The organism is Solitalea longa (assembly GCF_002920915.1).
GTDB classification, from domain to species: domain Bacteria; phylum Bacteroidota; class Bacteroidia; order Sphingobacteriales; family Sphingobacteriaceae; genus Solitalea; species Solitalea longa.
In genome coordinates this window covers 15,495-33,680 of sequence record NZ_PQVF01000013.1, presented here as the reverse complement: position 1 = coordinate 33,680, position 18,186 = coordinate 15,495, and the positions used below count along the sequence as shown (strand labels likewise).

Annotated in this window: 17 protein-coding genes; 6 read left to right on the top strand and 11 right to left on the bottom strand. The window is 38.5% G+C overall.

Going from position 1 to position 18,186, the window contains the following annotated elements; all coding sequences use genetic code 11:
- Window positions 1–97: 97 nt before the first annotated feature.
- Window positions 98–613 carry a c-type cytochrome gene (locus C3K47_RS16370; RefSeq protein ID WP_103790243.1) on the top strand — a complete coding sequence of 172 codons (516 nt, stop codon included), beginning with the start codon at window positions 98–100 and terminating at the stop codon, window positions 611–613.
- 131 nt (window positions 614–744) lie between these two features.
- Here the strand turns inward: C3K47_RS16370 and C3K47_RS16365 are convergent, their stop codons facing one another.
- The 5 genes from C3K47_RS16365 to C3K47_RS16345 form a co-directional block, all read right to left on the bottom strand.
- The gene (locus C3K47_RS16365; protein ID WP_103790242.1) at window positions 745–1,272 is read right to left on the bottom strand and encodes a hypothetical protein; all 528 of its coding nucleotides are present in this window, start codon (window positions 1,270–1,272) and stop codon (window positions 745–747) included.
- 350 nt (window positions 1,273–1,622) lie between these two features.
- Window positions 1,623–2,792, bottom strand: coding sequence for an RsmB/NOP family class I SAM-dependent RNA methyltransferase (locus C3K47_RS16360; protein ID WP_103790241.1), 1,170 nt, complete (start codon window positions 2,790–2,792; stop codon window positions 1,623–1,625).
- Window positions 2,789–4,057: an ABC transporter substrate-binding protein gene (locus tag C3K47_RS16355; protein ID WP_103790240.1), complete on the bottom strand. Its 1,269-nt coding sequence runs from the start codon at window positions 4,055–4,057 to the stop codon at window positions 2,789–2,791. The genes C3K47_RS16360 and C3K47_RS16355 overlap by 4 nt, the downstream gene beginning before the upstream one ends.
- Window positions 4,014–5,543, bottom strand: a complete 1,530-nt coding sequence (gene guaA / locus C3K47_RS16350) for a glutamine-hydrolyzing GMP synthase (RefSeq protein ID WP_103790239.1) — start codon at window positions 5,541–5,543, stop codon at window positions 4,014–4,016. Before guaA ends, C3K47_RS16355 begins: the two co-directional genes overlap by 44 nt.
- Before the next feature lie 328 nt (window positions 5,544–5,871).
- Window positions 5,872–6,339: a deoxycytidylate deaminase gene (locus tag C3K47_RS16345; RefSeq protein ID WP_103790238.1), complete on the bottom strand. Its 468-nt coding sequence runs from the start codon at window positions 6,337–6,339 to the stop codon at window positions 5,872–5,874.
- Window positions 6,340–6,439: 100 nt separating this feature from the next.
- Between C3K47_RS16345 and C3K47_RS16340 the strand changes: the two genes are divergently transcribed.
- Together C3K47_RS16340 and C3K47_RS16335 are read left to right on the top strand one after the other, a co-directional pair.
- Window positions 6,440–7,084 carry a LysE family translocator gene (locus tag C3K47_RS16340; RefSeq protein WP_103790237.1) on the top strand — a complete coding sequence of 215 codons (645 nt, stop codon included), beginning with the start codon at window positions 6,440–6,442 and terminating at the stop codon, window positions 7,082–7,084.
- A gap of 213 nt (window positions 7,085–7,297) precedes the next feature.
- Window positions 7,298–7,669, top strand: coding sequence for a VOC family protein (locus C3K47_RS16335; protein WP_103790236.1), 372 nt, complete (start codon window positions 7,298–7,300; stop codon window positions 7,667–7,669).
- Window positions 7,670–7,754: 85 nt separating this feature from the next.
- On the opposite strand, the gene C3K47_RS16330 is transcribed toward C3K47_RS16335, so the two are convergent.
- From C3K47_RS16330 to C3K47_RS16315, 4 genes are all read right to left on the bottom strand, one after another.
- On the bottom strand, window positions 7,755–9,656 hold the full coding sequence (locus C3K47_RS16330) for an amidophosphoribosyltransferase (protein ID WP_103790235.1): 1,902 nt from the start codon (window positions 9,654–9,656) through the stop codon (window positions 7,755–7,757).
- Window positions 9,657–9,830: 174 nt separating this feature from the next.
- The gene (locus C3K47_RS16325) at window positions 9,831–10,850 is read right to left on the bottom strand and encodes a bile acid:sodium symporter family protein (protein ID WP_103790313.1); all 1,020 of its coding nucleotides are present in this window, start codon (window positions 10,848–10,850) and stop codon (window positions 9,831–9,833) included.
- Between the two features lie 83 nt (window positions 10,851–10,933).
- Window positions 10,934–11,974 carry an agmatine deiminase family protein gene (locus tag C3K47_RS16320; protein ID WP_103790234.1) on the bottom strand — a complete coding sequence of 347 codons (1,041 nt, stop codon included), beginning with the start codon at window positions 11,972–11,974 and terminating at the stop codon, window positions 10,934–10,936.
- An 87-nt stretch (window positions 11,975–12,061) separates the two neighbouring features.
- Window positions 12,062–12,937: a carbon-nitrogen hydrolase gene (locus C3K47_RS16315; protein WP_103790233.1), complete on the bottom strand. Its 876-nt coding sequence runs from the start codon at window positions 12,935–12,937 to the stop codon at window positions 12,062–12,064.
- 238 nt (window positions 12,938–13,175) lie between these two features.
- Between C3K47_RS16315 and C3K47_RS16310 the strand changes: the two genes are divergently transcribed.
- Together C3K47_RS16310 and C3K47_RS16305 are read left to right on the top strand one after the other, a co-directional pair.
- On the top strand, window positions 13,176–13,454 hold the full coding sequence (locus C3K47_RS16310; RefSeq protein WP_103790232.1) for a hypothetical protein: 279 nt from the start codon (window positions 13,176–13,178) through the stop codon (window positions 13,452–13,454).
- Window positions 13,455–13,552: 98 nt separating this feature from the next.
- Window positions 13,553–14,377, top strand: coding sequence for a hypothetical protein (locus C3K47_RS16305; protein ID WP_103790231.1), 825 nt, complete (start codon window positions 13,553–13,555; stop codon window positions 14,375–14,377).
- Window position 14,378: 1 nt separating this feature from the next.
- Here the strand turns inward: C3K47_RS16305 and C3K47_RS16300 are convergent, their stop codons facing one another.
- Together C3K47_RS16300 and C3K47_RS16295 are read right to left on the bottom strand one after the other, a co-directional pair.
- Entirely contained in the window at window positions 14,379–15,599 is a 1,221-nt protein-coding gene (locus C3K47_RS16300) for a BamA/TamA family outer membrane protein (protein WP_103790230.1), read from the bottom strand.
- 32 nt (window positions 15,600–15,631) lie between these two features.
- On the bottom strand, window positions 15,632–16,786 hold the full coding sequence (locus C3K47_RS16295) for an NAD(P)/FAD-dependent oxidoreductase (protein WP_103790229.1): 1,155 nt from the start codon (window positions 16,784–16,786) through the stop codon (window positions 15,632–15,634).
- Window positions 16,787–16,958: 172 nt separating this feature from the next.
- Here C3K47_RS16295 and C3K47_RS16290 point away from each other — a divergent pair, with 172 nt between their 5' ends.
- A complete protein-coding gene (locus C3K47_RS16290) occupies window positions 16,959–18,152 on the top strand; it encodes an MFS transporter (RefSeq protein ID WP_103790228.1) in 1,194 nt (397 codons plus the stop codon).
- Window positions 18,153–18,186 lie beyond the last annotated feature (34 nt).

Genomic DNA, 18,186 nt, shown 5'->3' with positions numbered 1-18,186 from the left:
TAAATTATATCACAAAAACAACAGAAAAGCAGTGATTCACGTCTAACTCTGATAATGCTTTTTTTGGTAAATTAGCTAACCCCAAAAGCGATCTTGTATGAAAACATTCGAAAAAAACCAAATGAGAAATCTGTTGGCATCTTTAACAATTATGGCTGTTTTAGTATTAATTGGATGTGGTGGAGGATCTGAAAAGAAAGATTCTTCTGCTTCTGAAAACCAGGCAACAGAAGGCACAACTGAATCGGCAGCTGTAGACACAAAGGTACATAGCGACAGTAAAGGAGTAGGTAAATTTACGGAGGTGAAGATCGACGGATTGGATGCAGATCTTGCCAAAAAAGGAGAAGCTGCATTTACTTCAAAATGTTCGGCCTGTCATAAAACCACCGACCAAAAAATTGTAGGCCCGGGCTTAAAAGGTGTAACAGAACGTCGTACCCCTGAATGGATCATGAACATGATGACCAACCCGGAAGAAATGACCAAAAAAGATCCTATTGCAAAAGCTCTTCTGGAAGAACACCTCACCCAAATGACTTTTCAAAATGTAACTGATGATGAGGCCCGACAAATCCTGGAGTTCTTACGACAAAACGACGGAGTTAAGTAATTTCATCCTTATAAATTAATCGGAAATAAGGATACAGTCTACCTCAAACTTATTTATAGTATTGAGTATCGTCCCTATTAATTATAAGGACAATTTGTGCCATGTCATTTTAAGGTGCTAAAAAAAGCACATTATTCAACAATTTGCTCGAGCTGACTTACCGAATCATCAAGGGTAGGTGCCTGGAACTTTATTAATTCCGAAATGCTAAGGGAACAATTTTCAGGCTCCTGAATTTCTGCTTCTTTATCAGTAGAAACTTTAAATTTCACTAACTCTGCTAAAGTTAATTCAACCGGCTCCTCAAGGCTTACTTCTGGTTGGGCATCAATTTTAAACCTTATAAGTTCATTCAAGGCTTGAGTTTCAGCAGGCACCTCATTCTCCGGAACTTTGAACATACTAGTTGTATTCGAATGGTAAACACTTGCCACGGTTGTGCAATTTTTCTGAATTGTAGTTGACAAGCAAAGATTCACTTCCTCAATACGATTAACAATCGCTGTATCGGAAGGAATACTTAAAGATGCTGAAGATTTTTCATAAGTGACGCGAGGCTTATGAGTACCACCTTGTACGCTTAAAGTAACAACTGCTAATGATAAGCTTAGTATTGCAACCAGTTTCAAATTTGTTTTCATCGTTTTTACAGTTTCCATAGTATTAATATTTAGGTATCTAATGTTTGGTAATGATGCCCAAATTTACAATGAGTAACTGCATTAGGTGCTAAACTTACATAACAAGTAAGTTATATTGAGGTAAATTATATATTACTGAAATTTAAGAAGTTACGACTAACAATTATTGAAATTATATTTTGCAAGGTTGTATTTGTTCAAGGGAAAATTTCATTTTTTTAATCAAAATGAATGCTTAATGAATTTTTTTGATTGATCCCGCCGTTTCATTGGGCATTTTTTCATAAAGTTAATTGCGCAGGAATTATAAAAAACAGCGTTTTAACCGTTATCAAACAAGTAAAGTTTGAAGAATTTGAATTAACCCCTTATTTTTTGATCAGCCTTGCCACAAACATGGTATCAGCGAAATTCTCATAGCCTTTTAAAAGCTGGTAACTTTCAATTTCAAAACCAAGCTCCGAACTGATAAAATTCATCACTTCTTCGTTTTCCTTTTTAAAAGCTGAACAAGTGATATAAATTAGGGGTTTACCAGGCTTAAGCCATTTTACAATGTTAGTAGCTATACGCTTTTGAAGGGAACTGAACCATTCTATTTTTCCATCTTCAAAGTTCGAAACCATTTCAGGTGTTCTTCCCCAAGTACCTGAGCCACTACACGGCGCATCCAAAATAATCCCGTCAAATTCTCTACCCGGCAAAAATGGCTCGAGGTTTTTCGTAAGATCTAATTCTTTGCGGTGATATCCTTTAATTCCGGCTGCTTTAAAACGCTCATCAAGGTTATCCAAAATGCTCTCGCGAATGTCGGAAACAAGAAGTTTAATACCCGGCTCTTGTTCATAAAGCATGAGTGATTTACCTCCTGAGGCCGCACAACAGTCCCACCATTGCTCCCATTGTGCCGGTTTAAAATAAGTACCGGTTGATTGCGAGCTGTAATCCTGAATTTCAAATGGACGGGGAACAATTCCTTCAAAAAGATGATCTAGCTTAGTAGTATTCTTAAAAGCAAAACAGGTAGAAGAAAGCTTTTCAAAAGGTATTTCGAATTCCCTAAGTTTCAACTCAACCCTTTCGGTTTCGCCTTTTCTTACTCGTATAAAAAGCTTTGGCTGATTTAATTGCGACAGAACAAAGGTCTCCTTATCTACCCCATCCGATAATTCATTTGAAAAAGGAAATAATAAGGATGGATTAAATGTTGGATACAAGGTCTTTAAATAAGCGAACTTTTCATCCAATGGAAGTTCTATCTGCTGATTAAAAACAGGTTGCAATTGATCAAGCAAAGGGCTGAATGACGAGCGGCATAAGAACTGGGCCACTAACAAACATTCTTCAACCGGCTGCTTTTGAAGAGATCTACCTAATCTAAAATATGAATAAACAAGGTCGGAAGCCGTTTTACGGTCCTTCGAGCCCATTTGTTTATTTTTCCGAAAGTAATTTGCTAAAAAACGAGAAAGCGGCATCTCGAAATTATAATCTTCGATAATAGATGCCGCTATCCTTAATTGGTTGTCGAACCTCATTTTTGTTCTACAAACTTGGAGTTTTCAACCTTTAAAACTTTAAGGCTCTCATTTAAAAAGCCGTTGTCGGTTTTAACAAATTGAAAGTTGTTATGAATACCGTTATAAAACTTGTTGATGTACTTATCGTAATCGGTTATGTGCGATGATAACAGCTTTGCAAAGAAATAACCGATATCAAAGCCTTTAATAGCATACTCATTAGGATCGGTTGCATAAACCTGCTTATACTTTGTATAGAAGGCCGATGTTCCCGGATCGTTCTTTTCGACATGATAAGAGGAAGTGAAGTAGACATTATACTTCTCTAAATTTTTCAAGCCCAATGAATTGGTTAGCTTTTCAGAACCCGGGTAAGCGAATATGGTAAAATTGTATTCCTTCGAATTTTTATCCAAAAACTTCAATAATGCTTGCCAGAATGCTTTATTGGCTGAGGAAATCAGTAGGATATTATTTTGACCTTTTACCAATTTAGCGGCCATTGGATCGAAAAGATTGGTAGTGGTTCGATATTCATTGATATTTGTTCCAATACTCTGCTCTTCAAAAGCAACTTTAAATGGTTTTACAAAATTATCTTCATCAGAGTCGGAACCTTTTAGGATCATTACTCTATTGGTTTCAAACTTTTTAATAATAAACTCAGCTGCCTTCCGGGCATGTATCTCCAATGGACAAACAGGCACAATAAAAAATGGATTTCCCTTTACAACTACACGTGGTGAAAGCGGAGAAACAAAATACTGTTGATTTTCGACCGCAATTGGATTAAATGAACGGATTTCTGCAGGGTACAATGGACCAATAACCAAATTGCTGTTAATGATCGCCTGTTTACGAGCTATGCTTCTGGCCTCAACAGAATCGTCTTTACTATCAAAAACCTGCAGTTTAATTTTATTACCACTTTGGGTAGCAGAATCCAAGCCTAAACGGAAGCCCTGATAAAAATCAAGTGCAACCGCAGCAGGTTCCATATCCTTTTTAGTGTTCGCGGTGGTTAAATCAACCTCGTTCACATTAAAAGGAAGTACTAAAGAAATTACCGGTATCTTGTTTGAATTACGTGAAAACACAGCAGGTTCTTTAGCACCTTTCTCTACATCTTCTTTAACCGTATTTTCAATTGGTTTGCTTGGGCTCACCGGAGGTGGCACTGCTTTTTTTGAACAAGAAGTAACCGTGATAGCCGCCGTTAAAACAAGCGCACCCAAAAAATTATTCCCACTCAATAGTTGCAGGCGGTTTAGAACTGATGTCATATACAACGCGGTTAATTCCTTTTACGTTATTGATGATTTCGTTAGATATTTTTGCTAGTAACTCATATGGCAAATGGCACCAATCGGCCGTCATACCATCTACTGACTCAACAGCGCGTAAAGCAATTACATTTTCGTATGTACGCTCATCGCCCATTACTCCTACCGATTGCACAGGTAAGAAAATTGATCCTGCCTGCCAAACTTTATCGTACCAGCCCGAACTTCTTAGGTTCTCAATGTAAATCGCATCTGCCTGTTGCAATATATGTACTTTTTCAGGAGTAACATCTCCTAAAATACGAATTGCCAAACCTGGACCAGGGAAAGGATGGCGACCTAATAATTCATCGGCAATACCTAAGGTTTTACCAACACGGCGAACTTCATCTTTAAATAATGATCTTAATGGCTCTACCACTTTAAGTTTCATAAAGTCAGGCAAACCACCTACGTTATGATGTGATTTAATGGTTGCTGAAGGTCCTTTTACCGATACTGACTCAATAACATCAGGATAGATGGTTCCTTGTCCTAACCATTTAACATTTTCAATTTGATGTGCTTCATCATCAAATACTTCGATAAATACACGGCCGATAGCTTTGCGTTTAGCTTCTGGTTCTTTTAATCCGGCAAGTGCATCGTAAAAGCGTTGTTTCGAATTAACACCTTTTACGTTAAGCCCCATGCCTTCGTATTGTTTCAATACATTTTCGAACTCATCTTTACGCAATAGACCGTTATCAACAAAGATGCAATAAAGGTTTTTGCCAATAGCTTTGTGTAATAACACTGCTGCTACGGTAGAATCTACCCCTCCAGAAAGGCCTAATACCACTTTATCGTCACCTAATTTTTCTTTCAAATCGGCGATGGTAGTATCAATGAACGAATTCGGGGTCCAGTTTTGAGACAAGCCACAAACCTGTACCAGGAAGTTATCCAGCAACAATTTTCCTTCCAAAGAATGTGTTACCTCCGGGTGGAACTGAATACCGTATGTTTTAGTGTTTTTAATATGGAAAGCAGCAACGCGAACACTGTCGGTGCTGGCAATAACTTCAAAATCTTCCGGAACCTCGGCAATGGTATCACCATGTGACATCCAAACCTGCGAGTTATCCGTCAATCCCTTCATCAACTCATGATCGTTGTTGATTGTACTTAAGTTGGCACGACCGTACTCACGGATTTTAGAAGGTAACACATTACCACCCATGGTTTGCGCCAGGAACTGCGCACCATAGCAAACACCCAATAATGGGTATTTATTATGGAACAACGATAAATCAACACTAGGGGCATTTTCTTCACGAACTGAGTGTGGCGAACCTGAAAAGATCACACCTTTTACGCTTTCATCAAACTCAGGAAGGTGATTATAAGGATGGATTTCACAATAAACATTGAGTTCTCTAACTCTACGGGCTATTAATTGAGTAAACTGAGAACCGAAATCAAGGATGATAATTTTTTCCAGCATGCGCAAAGATAGGCTTTTCAAATAAATTTGACAGAAGAAGTTGAGAATTCGTCAGTCGGCAGTAAACAGTCAGCAGTCTTCAGTAGACAGTACTCACTCTGCAGTCCATAGTGAGAAATCGACAAAACACTAAAGACAGAACTATCCCAAAAGTAAATCAAAATATTAAGAACTATATAAGGAGGCATTTCCTTCAAAAACATCCCTCCTTTGGAGGAATGACACAAAATACTCCATTTAAACAATTATCGATTAAGGAATGGTTACTACCGACTAGAAACTTCCCCCTGGAACTGCTGATTGCAGACTAGGGACTACAGACTACCGACTAAAAACTACCCACCGGCTCGTACTTCACTACATCTACCCCAAACTTCCTTAAGAAGTCAACCCCCTCATCACTTGGCAAGCCTTTATACTCGGCATATGATTTTAAATAATGAACCTTTTTAATACCTGATGTAAAAATGATTCGGGCACAAGGCAGGCATGGCGATAAGGTGATATACAGTGAAGAACCTTCTAATGAGGCCCCATTTTTAACAGCATACAAGATGGCATTTTCCTCGGCATGCAGCGCCAATGAACAGCTTCCTTTAGAATCACGTGCGCAACCATGCTCTGGCCATTCTTCATCGCAATTATGCGTTCCGGCAGGCGGACCATTGTATCCAATGGAAATAATTCTGGTATCCTTGGCAAGTACCGCCCCTACATGAGCCTTTACACAATGTGATCGTTCTGCCAGTTCTATGGCCAGGTGCATAAAAATATCATCAAATGCTGGTCGCTTCATCAATTCCCTTTATTCTAATTAAAGCTCAAAATAAACACAAATAATTTGGGTTTTTAAGCTAGAAGTAAGATTTTTACCGAAACCTTTTGGAAACGTTCGGATGTTTTTGGCCATTATTACGGGAATTATTGTTGGATTAGTGCTCTCATTACTTACAGGCCCGACCTTTTTTTCATTACTTAAAATAAGCATTAGTAAAGGCTTTAAATCAGGCGTTTACTTTGCTTTTGGCGTGTTTTTAAGTGATGTTGTTTATATAGTTTTAGCGGTTGTTTTTAGTTTATTGATCGGTTTTGAAGAGCAATACCGGCAAATCATTTACATTGTTGGCGGATTGTTTTTAACGATAATTGGCAGCTATTATATTGTTAAAAAAGTTAAAATAGTTTACGAGCCGACCAAAGCTTTAAAAAACACCGCCTATTTTTTCAAAGGTTTTTTAATGTGCATGCTTAATCCAATGATGCTGTTTTATTGGATCACTATTTCAACTAAAGCCAAAGAATCATTTCAAAGCCACGACATACATTCTCATTTAGAGCCCTCGGAACTACTAACGTTTTTTCTGGTCGCCACTTCTTTAACCATTCTTAGCTCCGATATCATCAAAGCCTATTTTGTAAGCAAGCATCGTAGCAAGATCAGTGAGCGGCACATCTTATGGCTCAACCGTATTGCCGGAACCATTATTGTAGGCTATGCTGTTTTTCGATTATTGCTACCTGTTATTCTTAAACACGTTTAAGAAAGGTAGATTTTAGAAGTACGAAGTTAGATTGGCTTTGACAATTTATGAAACTGCATATTCAAGAACTTTAACTTTGTAATTTGTACTTCCTTCGCATTCACAAACAGTTATCTGCTTAATACAAAGTCTTCAACCAAGTAGTGCTTTAACTATTTTATACAATTACAATTACCTATTTTTCAGTAACTTAGCTCAATAAAATCCTACGCTATGTCTAAACACGCCATTAACTGGTTTGAGATTCCGGTTTCGGATTTTGACCGAGCAAAGAAATTCTACTCGCATATTTTAGCATTTGACATGGTTGAAATGCTGATGGGTACTGATCGAATGGGCTTCTTTCCAAGTGAAGCTGGAAGTGTTAGTGGAGCTATTGTTTCAGGGAAGAACCACCATCCCGGGCAAAGCGGAGTTTATATTTATTTAAATTGTGGGGATAATATGAGCGACGTCTTAAATAAGATAGCCGAGGTAGGTGGAAAAATTGATACTCCAAAAACCATTATTAGTCCTGAGTATGGATATTATGCCTTTATTATCGACTCTGAAGGCAATAAAATAGGGTTGCACTCCAATCATTAGCCTCATTAATTTGTCTCAATGGGGGTGAAAAAGCAAAGGGATGAACAGTAAAATTCATCCCTTTGTTTTTATTAAAAATACTTAATTAAGCATAAGCACGTTGGTTTCTGCCTTCTATAAAGTTAATAAATGCCTTGTTTACCACTTTATTACCTCCCGGGGTTGGATAGTCGCCTGAGAAATACCAATCGCCCAAATCATTAGGACAAGCGGCGTGTAAGTTATCCAAGGTCTGGAAAATCACCTCTACTTCAGCATTGATCCCTTCAGGTGTAACAATCCTTGATATTTCTTTTGAAATTTCATCATCCGTAAACGGAGCATAGATTTCCTTTACAAAGTTTTTAACTTCTTCTTTCGGAAGTTTCTCCTGCACTTTACATCTATCGTAAACATCTTTTATCAACTGCTCTTTCCCTGCTTTCTTAAGCAATGATATTGCTGCCTGAAATGCTACGAACTCGCCCATACGACTCATATCAATACCATAACAATCAGGGTAACGAATTTGCGGCGCCGAAGAAACGATCACAATCTTTTTAGGACCTAAACGATCAAGAATGCGGATAACACTTTGTTTAAGAGTAGTACCGCGAACAATCGAATCGTCAATTGCTACTAAATAATCCGTATCCTTTTTAATTACGCCATAGGTCACATCATACACATGGTTTACCAAATCGTTACGGTCGGCATCCTGAGTAATGAATGTACGAAGCTTAGCATCTTTGATCGCCAGTTTTTCTACCCTTGGTTTAAGGTTCAGAACTTCATCGATCTTCTCATCAGAAAGCTGATCAGCATTTTTCAACAGATCTTTCTGTTGGCAACGAATATAGTCGTGAACACCTTCTACCATTCCGTAGAAAGCCACCTCGGCAGTATTGGGAATAAATGAAAATACAGTATTCTTAAGATCATTGTTCACAGAGTTAAGAATAGCAGGGATCATTAATTTGCCCAGTTTTTTACGTTCCTGGTAAATATTGGTATCACTTCCTCTTGAGAAATAAATACGTTCGAATGAACATGATTTACGTTCAAGCGGCTCACGGAACATTTCTTCCGAATAGCTTCCATCTTTTTTAATGATCAACGCATGACCGGGTTTTACTTCGGAAATTTCCTCAACCGGTACATTAAATGCTGTTTGAATTGCCGGACGTTCAGAGGCTACTACCACTACTTCATCATCAATGTATTTAAACGCCGGACGAATGCCCGAAGGGTCACGCATTACAAATGCATCGCCATGGCCCACTAAACCACAAATAGCATAACCGCCATCCCAGGTTTTGGCCGAACGGGTAAGTATTTTAGCTATATCCAAATGATCGGCTATCTTTTTAGAGATCTCCACATTTGAATAACCATCTTTTTTGAATTTATTGAACAGGTTTTGATTTTCATCATCCAAAAAGTGTCCGATTTTTTCCAAAACCGTCACCGTATCGGCTTTTTCTTTAGGATGCTGACCCAGCTCATAAAGCTGAGCCAATAATTCATCAACATTTGTCATGTTGAAGTTACCTGCAACTACGAGGTTACGGGTTTGCCAGTTATTCTGACGCAGGAAGGGGTGACAGTTTTCAATGCTGTTTTGTCCGTGCGTACCGTAACGCAAATGACCTAAAAGCACCTCTCCCATAAAAGGCATGTGTTCTTTCAGCCATTGTGCATCATGTAAAAGTTCTGGATTTTTACGGTGAAGATCGGCGTATTTGCCTAATACGTATTCGAAGATCTCAGTTACAGCTCTTGAAGAGGTTGAGCGCTGGCGGCTAATGTAACGGTTTCCCGGTTCAATGTCTAGTTTGATGGTGGCAATTCCGGCGCCATCCTGGCCACGGTTTACCTGTTTTTCCATCATTAAATACAGTTTATTTAAACCGTAAAGTGCCGTTCCGTACTTCTCGTGATAATAACTTAAAGGCTTACGTAATCGGATTAGTGCTATACCGCACTCGTGTTTAATCGCGTCACTCATGAATATCTTCCTCTGGAAAGCTCCAAAATTAAGGTCGCAAAAATACTAATTATTTATAGAAGAAACAGGGTAATGAAAGATTAGTTTGATTTAAAATGTCTTCAAGATGTAAAAGAATAAATACAAAGCAACTTGCTGAAAATCAAGATATAGCACTCTATAAAGTTTATATACTTAATTGGCTTCATGGTGCCTCGCCATTCGCTGGGCAATAAAACTGCATATTACCAGCTGCAATGCGTGATACATCATGAGCGGCAAAAGAATAACTCCAAGTGAAAGGCTATTGGCAAAAATCACCTTCGACATAACAGTTCCATGGACCAATGATTTTTTTGATCCGCAGAAAACGGCTGTGATCCGATCTTCCCGATTAAATGTAAAAGCTTTAGCAGCTGCCGAGATCAGAAAATACACGCAAAAGAAAAGGCCAACCATTAAAAGTCCTAATAAAAGAAGTTCTGCCACCTGATATCCCTCAAATACCTTATGCTTAAAAGATTCACTGAAGGAAGTATAAACGATCAATAAAATAATGCTTTGGTCGAAATAACGTAATTGGGCCTTATACTTATCAGCAAATTTGCCAAAATGTTTATTTAGCAGTAAGCCCAATATTACGGGAACCAGCACCTGAAATATCAGTTTCAAAATAATATCTGCTATATCGAAACCTTGAGATCCGGAAGAGAAGAAAATATTTATCCAAAAAGGCGTTAAAAACACACCCACCAGACTGGAAATACTGGCATTAAAAATAGCAGCCGGAATATTTCCCTGGGCGATTGAAACCATAACTACCGACGAAGAAACAGTTGAGGGTATGGCGGATAAAAACAAAGCCCCTACCCATATTAAATTGTCGCTTTGAGTAGCAAAAAGTTTGAAACATGTAAAAACAACAAGCGGAAAAATCAGATAGGTTGATAACTGAACCATTAAATGAAGGCGCCAGTTACTTAAACCATGGATCAGTTTTTCTTTGTTCAGTTTTAATCCGTAGAAGAAAAAAATAAGTGAAGCTCCGTAGGTAGCGAAAGACTTTAACGACCATTGGCCTTCATAAGCTCCAGGCTCTGGAAAAAATCTGGCAATTACAATGGCTGATATAATTCCAAGTATAAACCCATCCAAACCAATTTTGGCAAGAAGGTTGAAAAATATTTTTGGGATTGATTTTTTTGAATGTTGCATTAAAAAAGGTCCATAGTCCATAGTCAATGGTCCATAGCTAAAAGCCACATAATGATCTGTTAACTATGGACTACAAACGTAATTTACACAGCCGGTTCTTGCTGGCTTAAGCAATGGAAACTTCCAAGACCCCAGACAATATCGGTTGAATCCAACCCAATAACTTTACGATCAGGGAAACACTTGGTAAGAATATCCAAAGCAATATCATCATTTTTACTACGGTAAGTTGGCACTACAACAGCAGCATTCGAAATGTAGAAATTAGCATATGAAGCCGGCAATCGAGTGTCGTCATAAATAACCGCTTCAGGCATTGGCAATTCAACTACATTTAACTGCTTGCCATTTAGCAATCGCATTTTGTGTAGCGCTTCTAAGTTCTCTTTCAACGGCTCGTAGTTCTCATCATTTTTGTTGTGCTCAACAACGGTAACTACTGTATCCTCATTTACAAATCGGGTGATATCGTCCACATGACCATCGGTATCATCACCAATAATTCCATCTCCTAACCACAATACTTGTTCAGCGCCATAATACTTATGCAAGAACTCTTCAATTTGCCCCTGGTTTAAATGAGGATTACGGTTCTTGTTTAATAAACATGCTGTTGTTGTTAAAATAGTTCCTGCGCCGTTAAAATCAACCGAGCCACCTTCCATTACAATACCCGGATAGTAAACAGGAATATCATAATGCTTGGCAATACGCGTTGGGATCACATCATCCAATTCATACGGAGGATACTTATCTCCCCATGCATTATAGCCCCAATCAACAATGATCTTTTTCTTTTCCGTTGGATTGATCAAAAATGCAGGACCATGATCACGACACCAGGCATCGTTACTTGGATGAATAAAAAAGGAAATCTTTGAAAGATCTACTCCCTGTTTTTCAAGTTGAGTCTTTGCAAAAGCTTGCATTTGTTCATCATTAACATTGATGCAAACTTGCTCCCCTTCAGTGACAGCCTTAATAAACTGGGCATAAATAGGATAAATGCTATCAATCTTACCAGGCCATGAAGCTTCTTTATGCGGCCAGCTCAACCAAGTGGCGGTATGTTTTGCCCATTCGGCAGGAAAATGGTAGCCGGCAGGGAATGAGTGTTTTTCCATTAAGTTAAATTTATAGAAAACCGCAGAGTTACACAGAGTAACACTGAAAAGTTTCTGTGCAACTCTGCGCCCTCTGCGGTTAAAAAATTAATCTTCGTCAATAAATCTCTTTGTAATCGGTTGATAGCTATCGATACGGCGATCACGTAAGAACGGCCAATGTGTGCGGTAACTGTCACTTTTTGCCATATCAATATCAACTACGGCAACCTCTTCTTCTTCATGTGAGGCCTTATATAGCAACGAACCGAACGGATTACTTACAAATGATCCGCCCCAGAATTTCATCAAACCATCTTGCTCAAACCCCACACGGTTTACACTCACCACCGGAACACCATTTGCCACTGCATGTGAACGCTGAATGGTTTGCCATGCATTATATTGCTCGGCATTGGTAGCTTCATCTTGCGAAGTAGCCCATCCAATAGCGGTTGGATAGAATAGGATCTCCGCTCCCATTAATGAAGTAATGCGGGCAGCTTCCGGATACCATTGATCCCAGCAAATAAGAACGCCAATTGTTGCAAACTTGGTTTTAAAGGTTTTATAACCCAGATCGCCAGGAGTAAAATAGAATTTCTCATAATAAGCCGGATCATCAGGAATATGCATCTTACGATACTTCCCTAAATAGGCTCCGTCGGCATCTATAACCGCTGTAGTATTATGATACAATCCCTGGGTGCGCTTTTCAAACAAAGAGGCTATGATAACCACTCCTAATTCGGCAGCAACCTTTTGCAAAGCATCTGTTGAAGGCCCGGGAATAGGTTCTGCCAGTTTAAAGTTTTCATAATCTTCAACATCGCAGAAGTATAATGAAGTAAAAAGTTCTTGTAAACAAACAATCTGAGCTCCTTTAGCCGCAGCTTCACGAACTTTAGTAATTGCCTTTTCAAGGTTAAGGGCCGGCTCTTTAACGCACGACATCTGAACTAATCCTACTTTTACCACTTTTATCAGTTTTTAAAAATTTCCGCAAAAATACGTTTTTTAAGCTGAAGTCGGAAGCAGGCATACATATCCGACTTGTTACTTTACTGGTTATATTCCTGTTTTAAAAGCTGAGATTGCTATAAAAACCCAAATAGATCAGCTCTCCCTTCTGTTAGAAAATCTACCAATCAATGTTCAATGGAGTGATGAATGTTTGGCAATGAAATTTTTTCAGCATCTTTGCTTGCTAGAATAAACTGAAATGCAAGAAGTAATAGAGAATATAGAGATCGTATTTAAACTTTGCCGTAAACCTGATGCGGAGTGTATTGTTGAACGCGAAAACATTTTGCTTTTTAAATACGATGATAAGAAGACTGCTCGCTTTATTCTTAACGAGCGCAAAAAAGACTATTTAATTGAAATTGCCTGTTTAAAAACCGAAACTCCTTTTTTTGCCAATGAGTTTGTGCCTAAATGGCAAAGCGTAATTGACAAAGATCTGCAAATAGGAAATGTTTACGGAAATTTAGAACAATAAAAATGGAAGCTGAAGAAATTCAGCTTTTTTTGTATTGGTATCATTTTCATACTCGATTTTAAACTTTTGATTCGTAATTTTAGACGCATTCTAAATTTATGAAAATTCATTATCTCTATTTTATCCTCGTCCTACTTTTCTTTTTCGGCTGTAATAACCGACCAAAACAGACATCAACCCTCGCTGTTGCCGATACCGTATCTATTTCGTTTTCGCAGTTTTATGGAAATTGGTTATGTAAAGACTATATGGATGAGATGTACATAAAGAGAAATTCAGAATATTATCATTCAATAAATAAGTATCCGCCCTTTTTAGAACTGATCATTTCTGAAGATCTTAAGGACAGTGTATTGGTGCTTAACTATGAAAAAAAAATAAAAAAGGTTCCGATTAAAGTAGTGGGATTAGACACATTGCTGGTTTACCAAAACAGCAATCAGCCTTTAGTTTTTGTTTATGATAAATTTACTCAGCATTTAAGTTTAAAAACTTCAGATTCCAAAAACCCAAAAAAGGATCGTCCTGATTGCATTTTTGAGAAGTCGGAGGCGAAATACTTACAATCTGGGGAGGATGTTTCAAGTACATTTGACTGGGCCATAAACGAAAATACCCTGAGTAATACATATGCCAAGGCAGAGGATTCCACTCGTTCAAATATTGTTTTCCATTATGATGGTACACTTTCAGGTTTGGATGAATTCGAAAAATTCAATGTGTGCGCCGTAAACTGCATAGAACTGGCTAATAAAGCTCACAAGAACATTCTTTATCTGGCTACAAAAAATGAATCCACGCCCTTTGCCTGGAAAATTTCGGGTAATTACGACACTTTATTTATTTACTCCTTAAAAAAAACGAACCATTTATACTCGGTAAATCAATTAAAATATAAGTTGATTGTAGCAAAAAACAATTAGGTTAAAATGCTTCTCCAACATTAAGATAAAACCCATTGGTGTTTTTACCTATTCCGTAATCAATGGTAATATTGGTTCGCGAGACTTTATTCAATTTAATTCTTAGCCCCAGTCCCCCTGCCGGATTTACAGCATTAAACAAATGGTCTCCTGTATCCTCATTACTCGTAGTAGAACAATTTAAAAAAGCAACAGCTCCTAACAAACCGTTTTTTGAAATATCTACCCTATATTCTGTTTCGGCATAAACCATTGAGCTGCCTCGGAAGCGACCCTGAACATAACCTCTACCCGAATTTCCGTAAGTATCCCATCCAATGGAAGGCAACTCCATATAAGGAGCCCTACCGTTTACCAAATAACTTCCATAATACCAGAATGCCAAACGTTGATTGTGCTTTTTAGCCAGTGGAAGATAGGTTTTAAACTCCGTGAACAAATTTTGCCATTTGCTCGAGCCTCCAAGGAAATTTCCATAAATAAAATAGGAAACACGGGTGTAAATACCTTTATAAGCATTTATAATATTATCCCGACTGTCGATACCTGCAGATAAGTTCACACCTGCCGAAGTATACTCATTGGGATTAAAACCATGATTATAACAATAAAGGGAGTAAGCATCTGATGAAACCGGGGTTCCTTCATTTACTTCTACCGGTGTATAGCCCCCAATTGAATAATGGCGCTGGTAACTAACCCCTCCCCCTGCATACAGGTTCTTGTAGATCTTACGTAATGCCGTTTCATAGAACCTTATCATATTAAAAGTCATTGGTACTTGGGCATTAACCTGACTCTTGGAACCCAGCCCATAAGTGGATTGTGAATATTTGTAAAAACGGGTATCGCCTACTAAAATCCAATTATCGTTGTTGGTAAAAATCATTGTTCGAAGATTGGTCGTGACCTGCTTCTTGGTAGTATAAGCAGCGCCCATTGTCATATTCGACATCCTGGTGGTGGAATGATCACCAAAATAAGCAGCCAAATTACCAAACACACCAAATTCAACACCCGTTGCCGGATTTATAGAAGCATAAGGCAACAAGCCTTTTTGAATTTTATGTGCTTGTTCTTCTTCAATAGACTCCACCTTTTTAGGAGAAACAATATCCCAAAGATCTTTTTGAACTACTTTAGAAGAATCCTTTGATTGAGAATAGCCTGGTGAGCTAAAAAATAAAAATGTAAATAGTAAACAGCAGAAGAATGCCCTCATTAGGCTAATTTTTGGGAGCAAAGATAATTAAATTACGTTAGCAGCAAATCGCATAGCCGTTCGGCCACTTTACTTCCCAAAGCAACCCCCATTCCGTTGAAACGAAATCCTGCAACAATGCGATCTCCGGATTTAATAATTTCAGGAGTTAGTTCTTTTCCAAAAGCCATGATCCCCGACCAGCGATAATCAATCGTAAACGCTCGACCAGGCAAAATCATCTCTCGTAAATAATATTCCAGATTGTGCTGAATAATATCAGTAAGAGCAAATTCATCGGTAGTCTCCGTATCATAATCGATATTGCGGGCACCGCCAAATAGAATGCGGTTGTTGATATTTCGGAAGTAATAATAACCCTCCGTGAAGTTAAAAGTGCCTTTAATCGGCAGATCTGTAATTTCAGAAGTACAAACCACTTGTCCCCTGCCTGGTTCGAGATCGGCATTTGGAAAAAATCGTTTACTGAAAGCATTAGTGCAAATAGCTACTTGCTGAGCCTTAAACTTCAGGTAAGAGCTATCCCCTAAAACATGATTCTTAACGGTCACCTCCACATTGGCAGGAGTTTCATTTAAATCCATCACATCGGCCCCTGATATAACCTTAACCCCAAGTTGTTGAGCATAATTCAACAACGAAGTCATCATCTTCCCTGTATCGATCTGACCTTCCAACGAATTATAGATCATTGCTTTCACTATTGAACTGTTAAATCCAAACCGGCTAAGCGCCTCTTTATCCTCTTTGTAAACATCTATTTTAAAATAGGCCCTGAAAAGATCATTCACCCGTTCAATACTTGCCTGGTAATTATCCCGATAAACCTCAGGATCCGTATGAAGGATGAGTTCATAACCTCCGTTTTGTTGAAAATCAATTGCTTTATCACCCAGTCGTTTTCGGAGCAGGCCCAATCCTTCCCAACGGTCGATTGATAATTGTAATAATTTTTCTTCGGGTAGATGCCGCAAGTCATCGGTAATTTCTCCCACATTACCAAAGCAGGCAAAACCAGCGTTTTTTGTACTGGCTCCCGTTGGAAAAACACCCCGTTCCAATACCAAAACTGAAGATTCAGGCGATCGTTCTTTTAAGCAACAGGCCGTTGAAAGTCCGGCAATGCCGCTACCTATAACAATAAAATCGTAATGAATAAATGAAGTATGTTCCCAATAACTCAGCATACTTAAAAATAGAAAATGTTAAGGTAAATAAAAGCAGTTTACCATTGATCACGATTCCATAAAAAGAACTTCAATGCTAACTTTTATATATTTTTTCAGAATAAAAGGGCAAAAAACCATTATTAACAAGCAATTTCATTTGAGTATTTTTGCATAGCCAGTAAATTGTCATATGGGAGGAGCTCTACTACTCAGTTTAAAAAATAAAAGCCCGAAATCATGGTACCGTGTCTCGGTGGCGGCCCATTATTTTATCTATGGACTAGTGTTTGCAAGTTGGGCCAGCCGAATTCCAGATATTAAACAAGCTTTGGGCATGAACGAAGCAGAACTTGGCGGAGTACTGTTTTTTATTCCTATTGGACAAATGACAGGAATGGCACTTTCAGGGTGGCTGGTGAGTAAGTTCGGCAGCAAAAACATCCTGATGAAAGGCGCAGTTCTTTATCCTTCTATGCTGGTACTTTTGGGCCTGGCCTCTACCGTTTGGCAACTATCAATGGGGCTGTTTTTATTTGGTATTTCCTCCAATCTGTTTAATATTTCGGTTAACACCCAAGCTGTAGGTGTTGAAAGACTCTATAAAGGAAGTATTATGGCTTCGTTTCATGGCTTATGGTCACTGGCCGGATTTATGGGCGGCTTAATCAGCACCCTGATGGTAGCACTATACATTAGCCCATTTTTACATTTCTGCATCATTCTACTATTTGCTTTACTCATTTTAATTACCATGAGCAGCTCCGTGCTTCCTCGTGATGAACAACGCAGCGCACATAATGATTCAACTGAAAAAAAGCAACGAAAGAAATTCAAGCTACCCAATAAACAAGTTTTCATACTGGGTTTAATTGCCTTTGGATCGCTGGTTTGCGAAGGCACCATGTTCGATTGGAGTAGTGTTTATTTTGAAGAAGTGATCAACCCGCCACAAAACCTTGTACGATTAGGATATATCGCTGCTATGTTCAGTATGGCTGGTGGACGCTTTGCCGCCGATAGTTTAATTACACGCTTTGGTGTGGTTAATATCCTAAAACTATCAGGAGCCACCATCGCAAGCGGATTACTATTATCAACGGTTTTCCCAACTCTGCCTACGGCAACCCTTGGTTTCTTCTTAATTGGATTAGGGGTTTCAGCGATAGTTCCGGTAACGTATAGTTTGGCAGGAAGATCAAAAACAATGCAGCCAAGCGTTGCCATTGCCATCGTTTCGAGTATTGGATTTTTAGGATTTTTGCTCGGCCCGCCGGTAATCGGCTTTATTGCACATGCTACAAGCTTACGCTGGGCAATCGGTTCAATTGCCATCATCGCCATATTTATCACCTTCATTGCACCTCAGTTAAAAAAGGAAAGTTAATCTTCAAATGAGTTATCTTTAAATCATAAAGAGC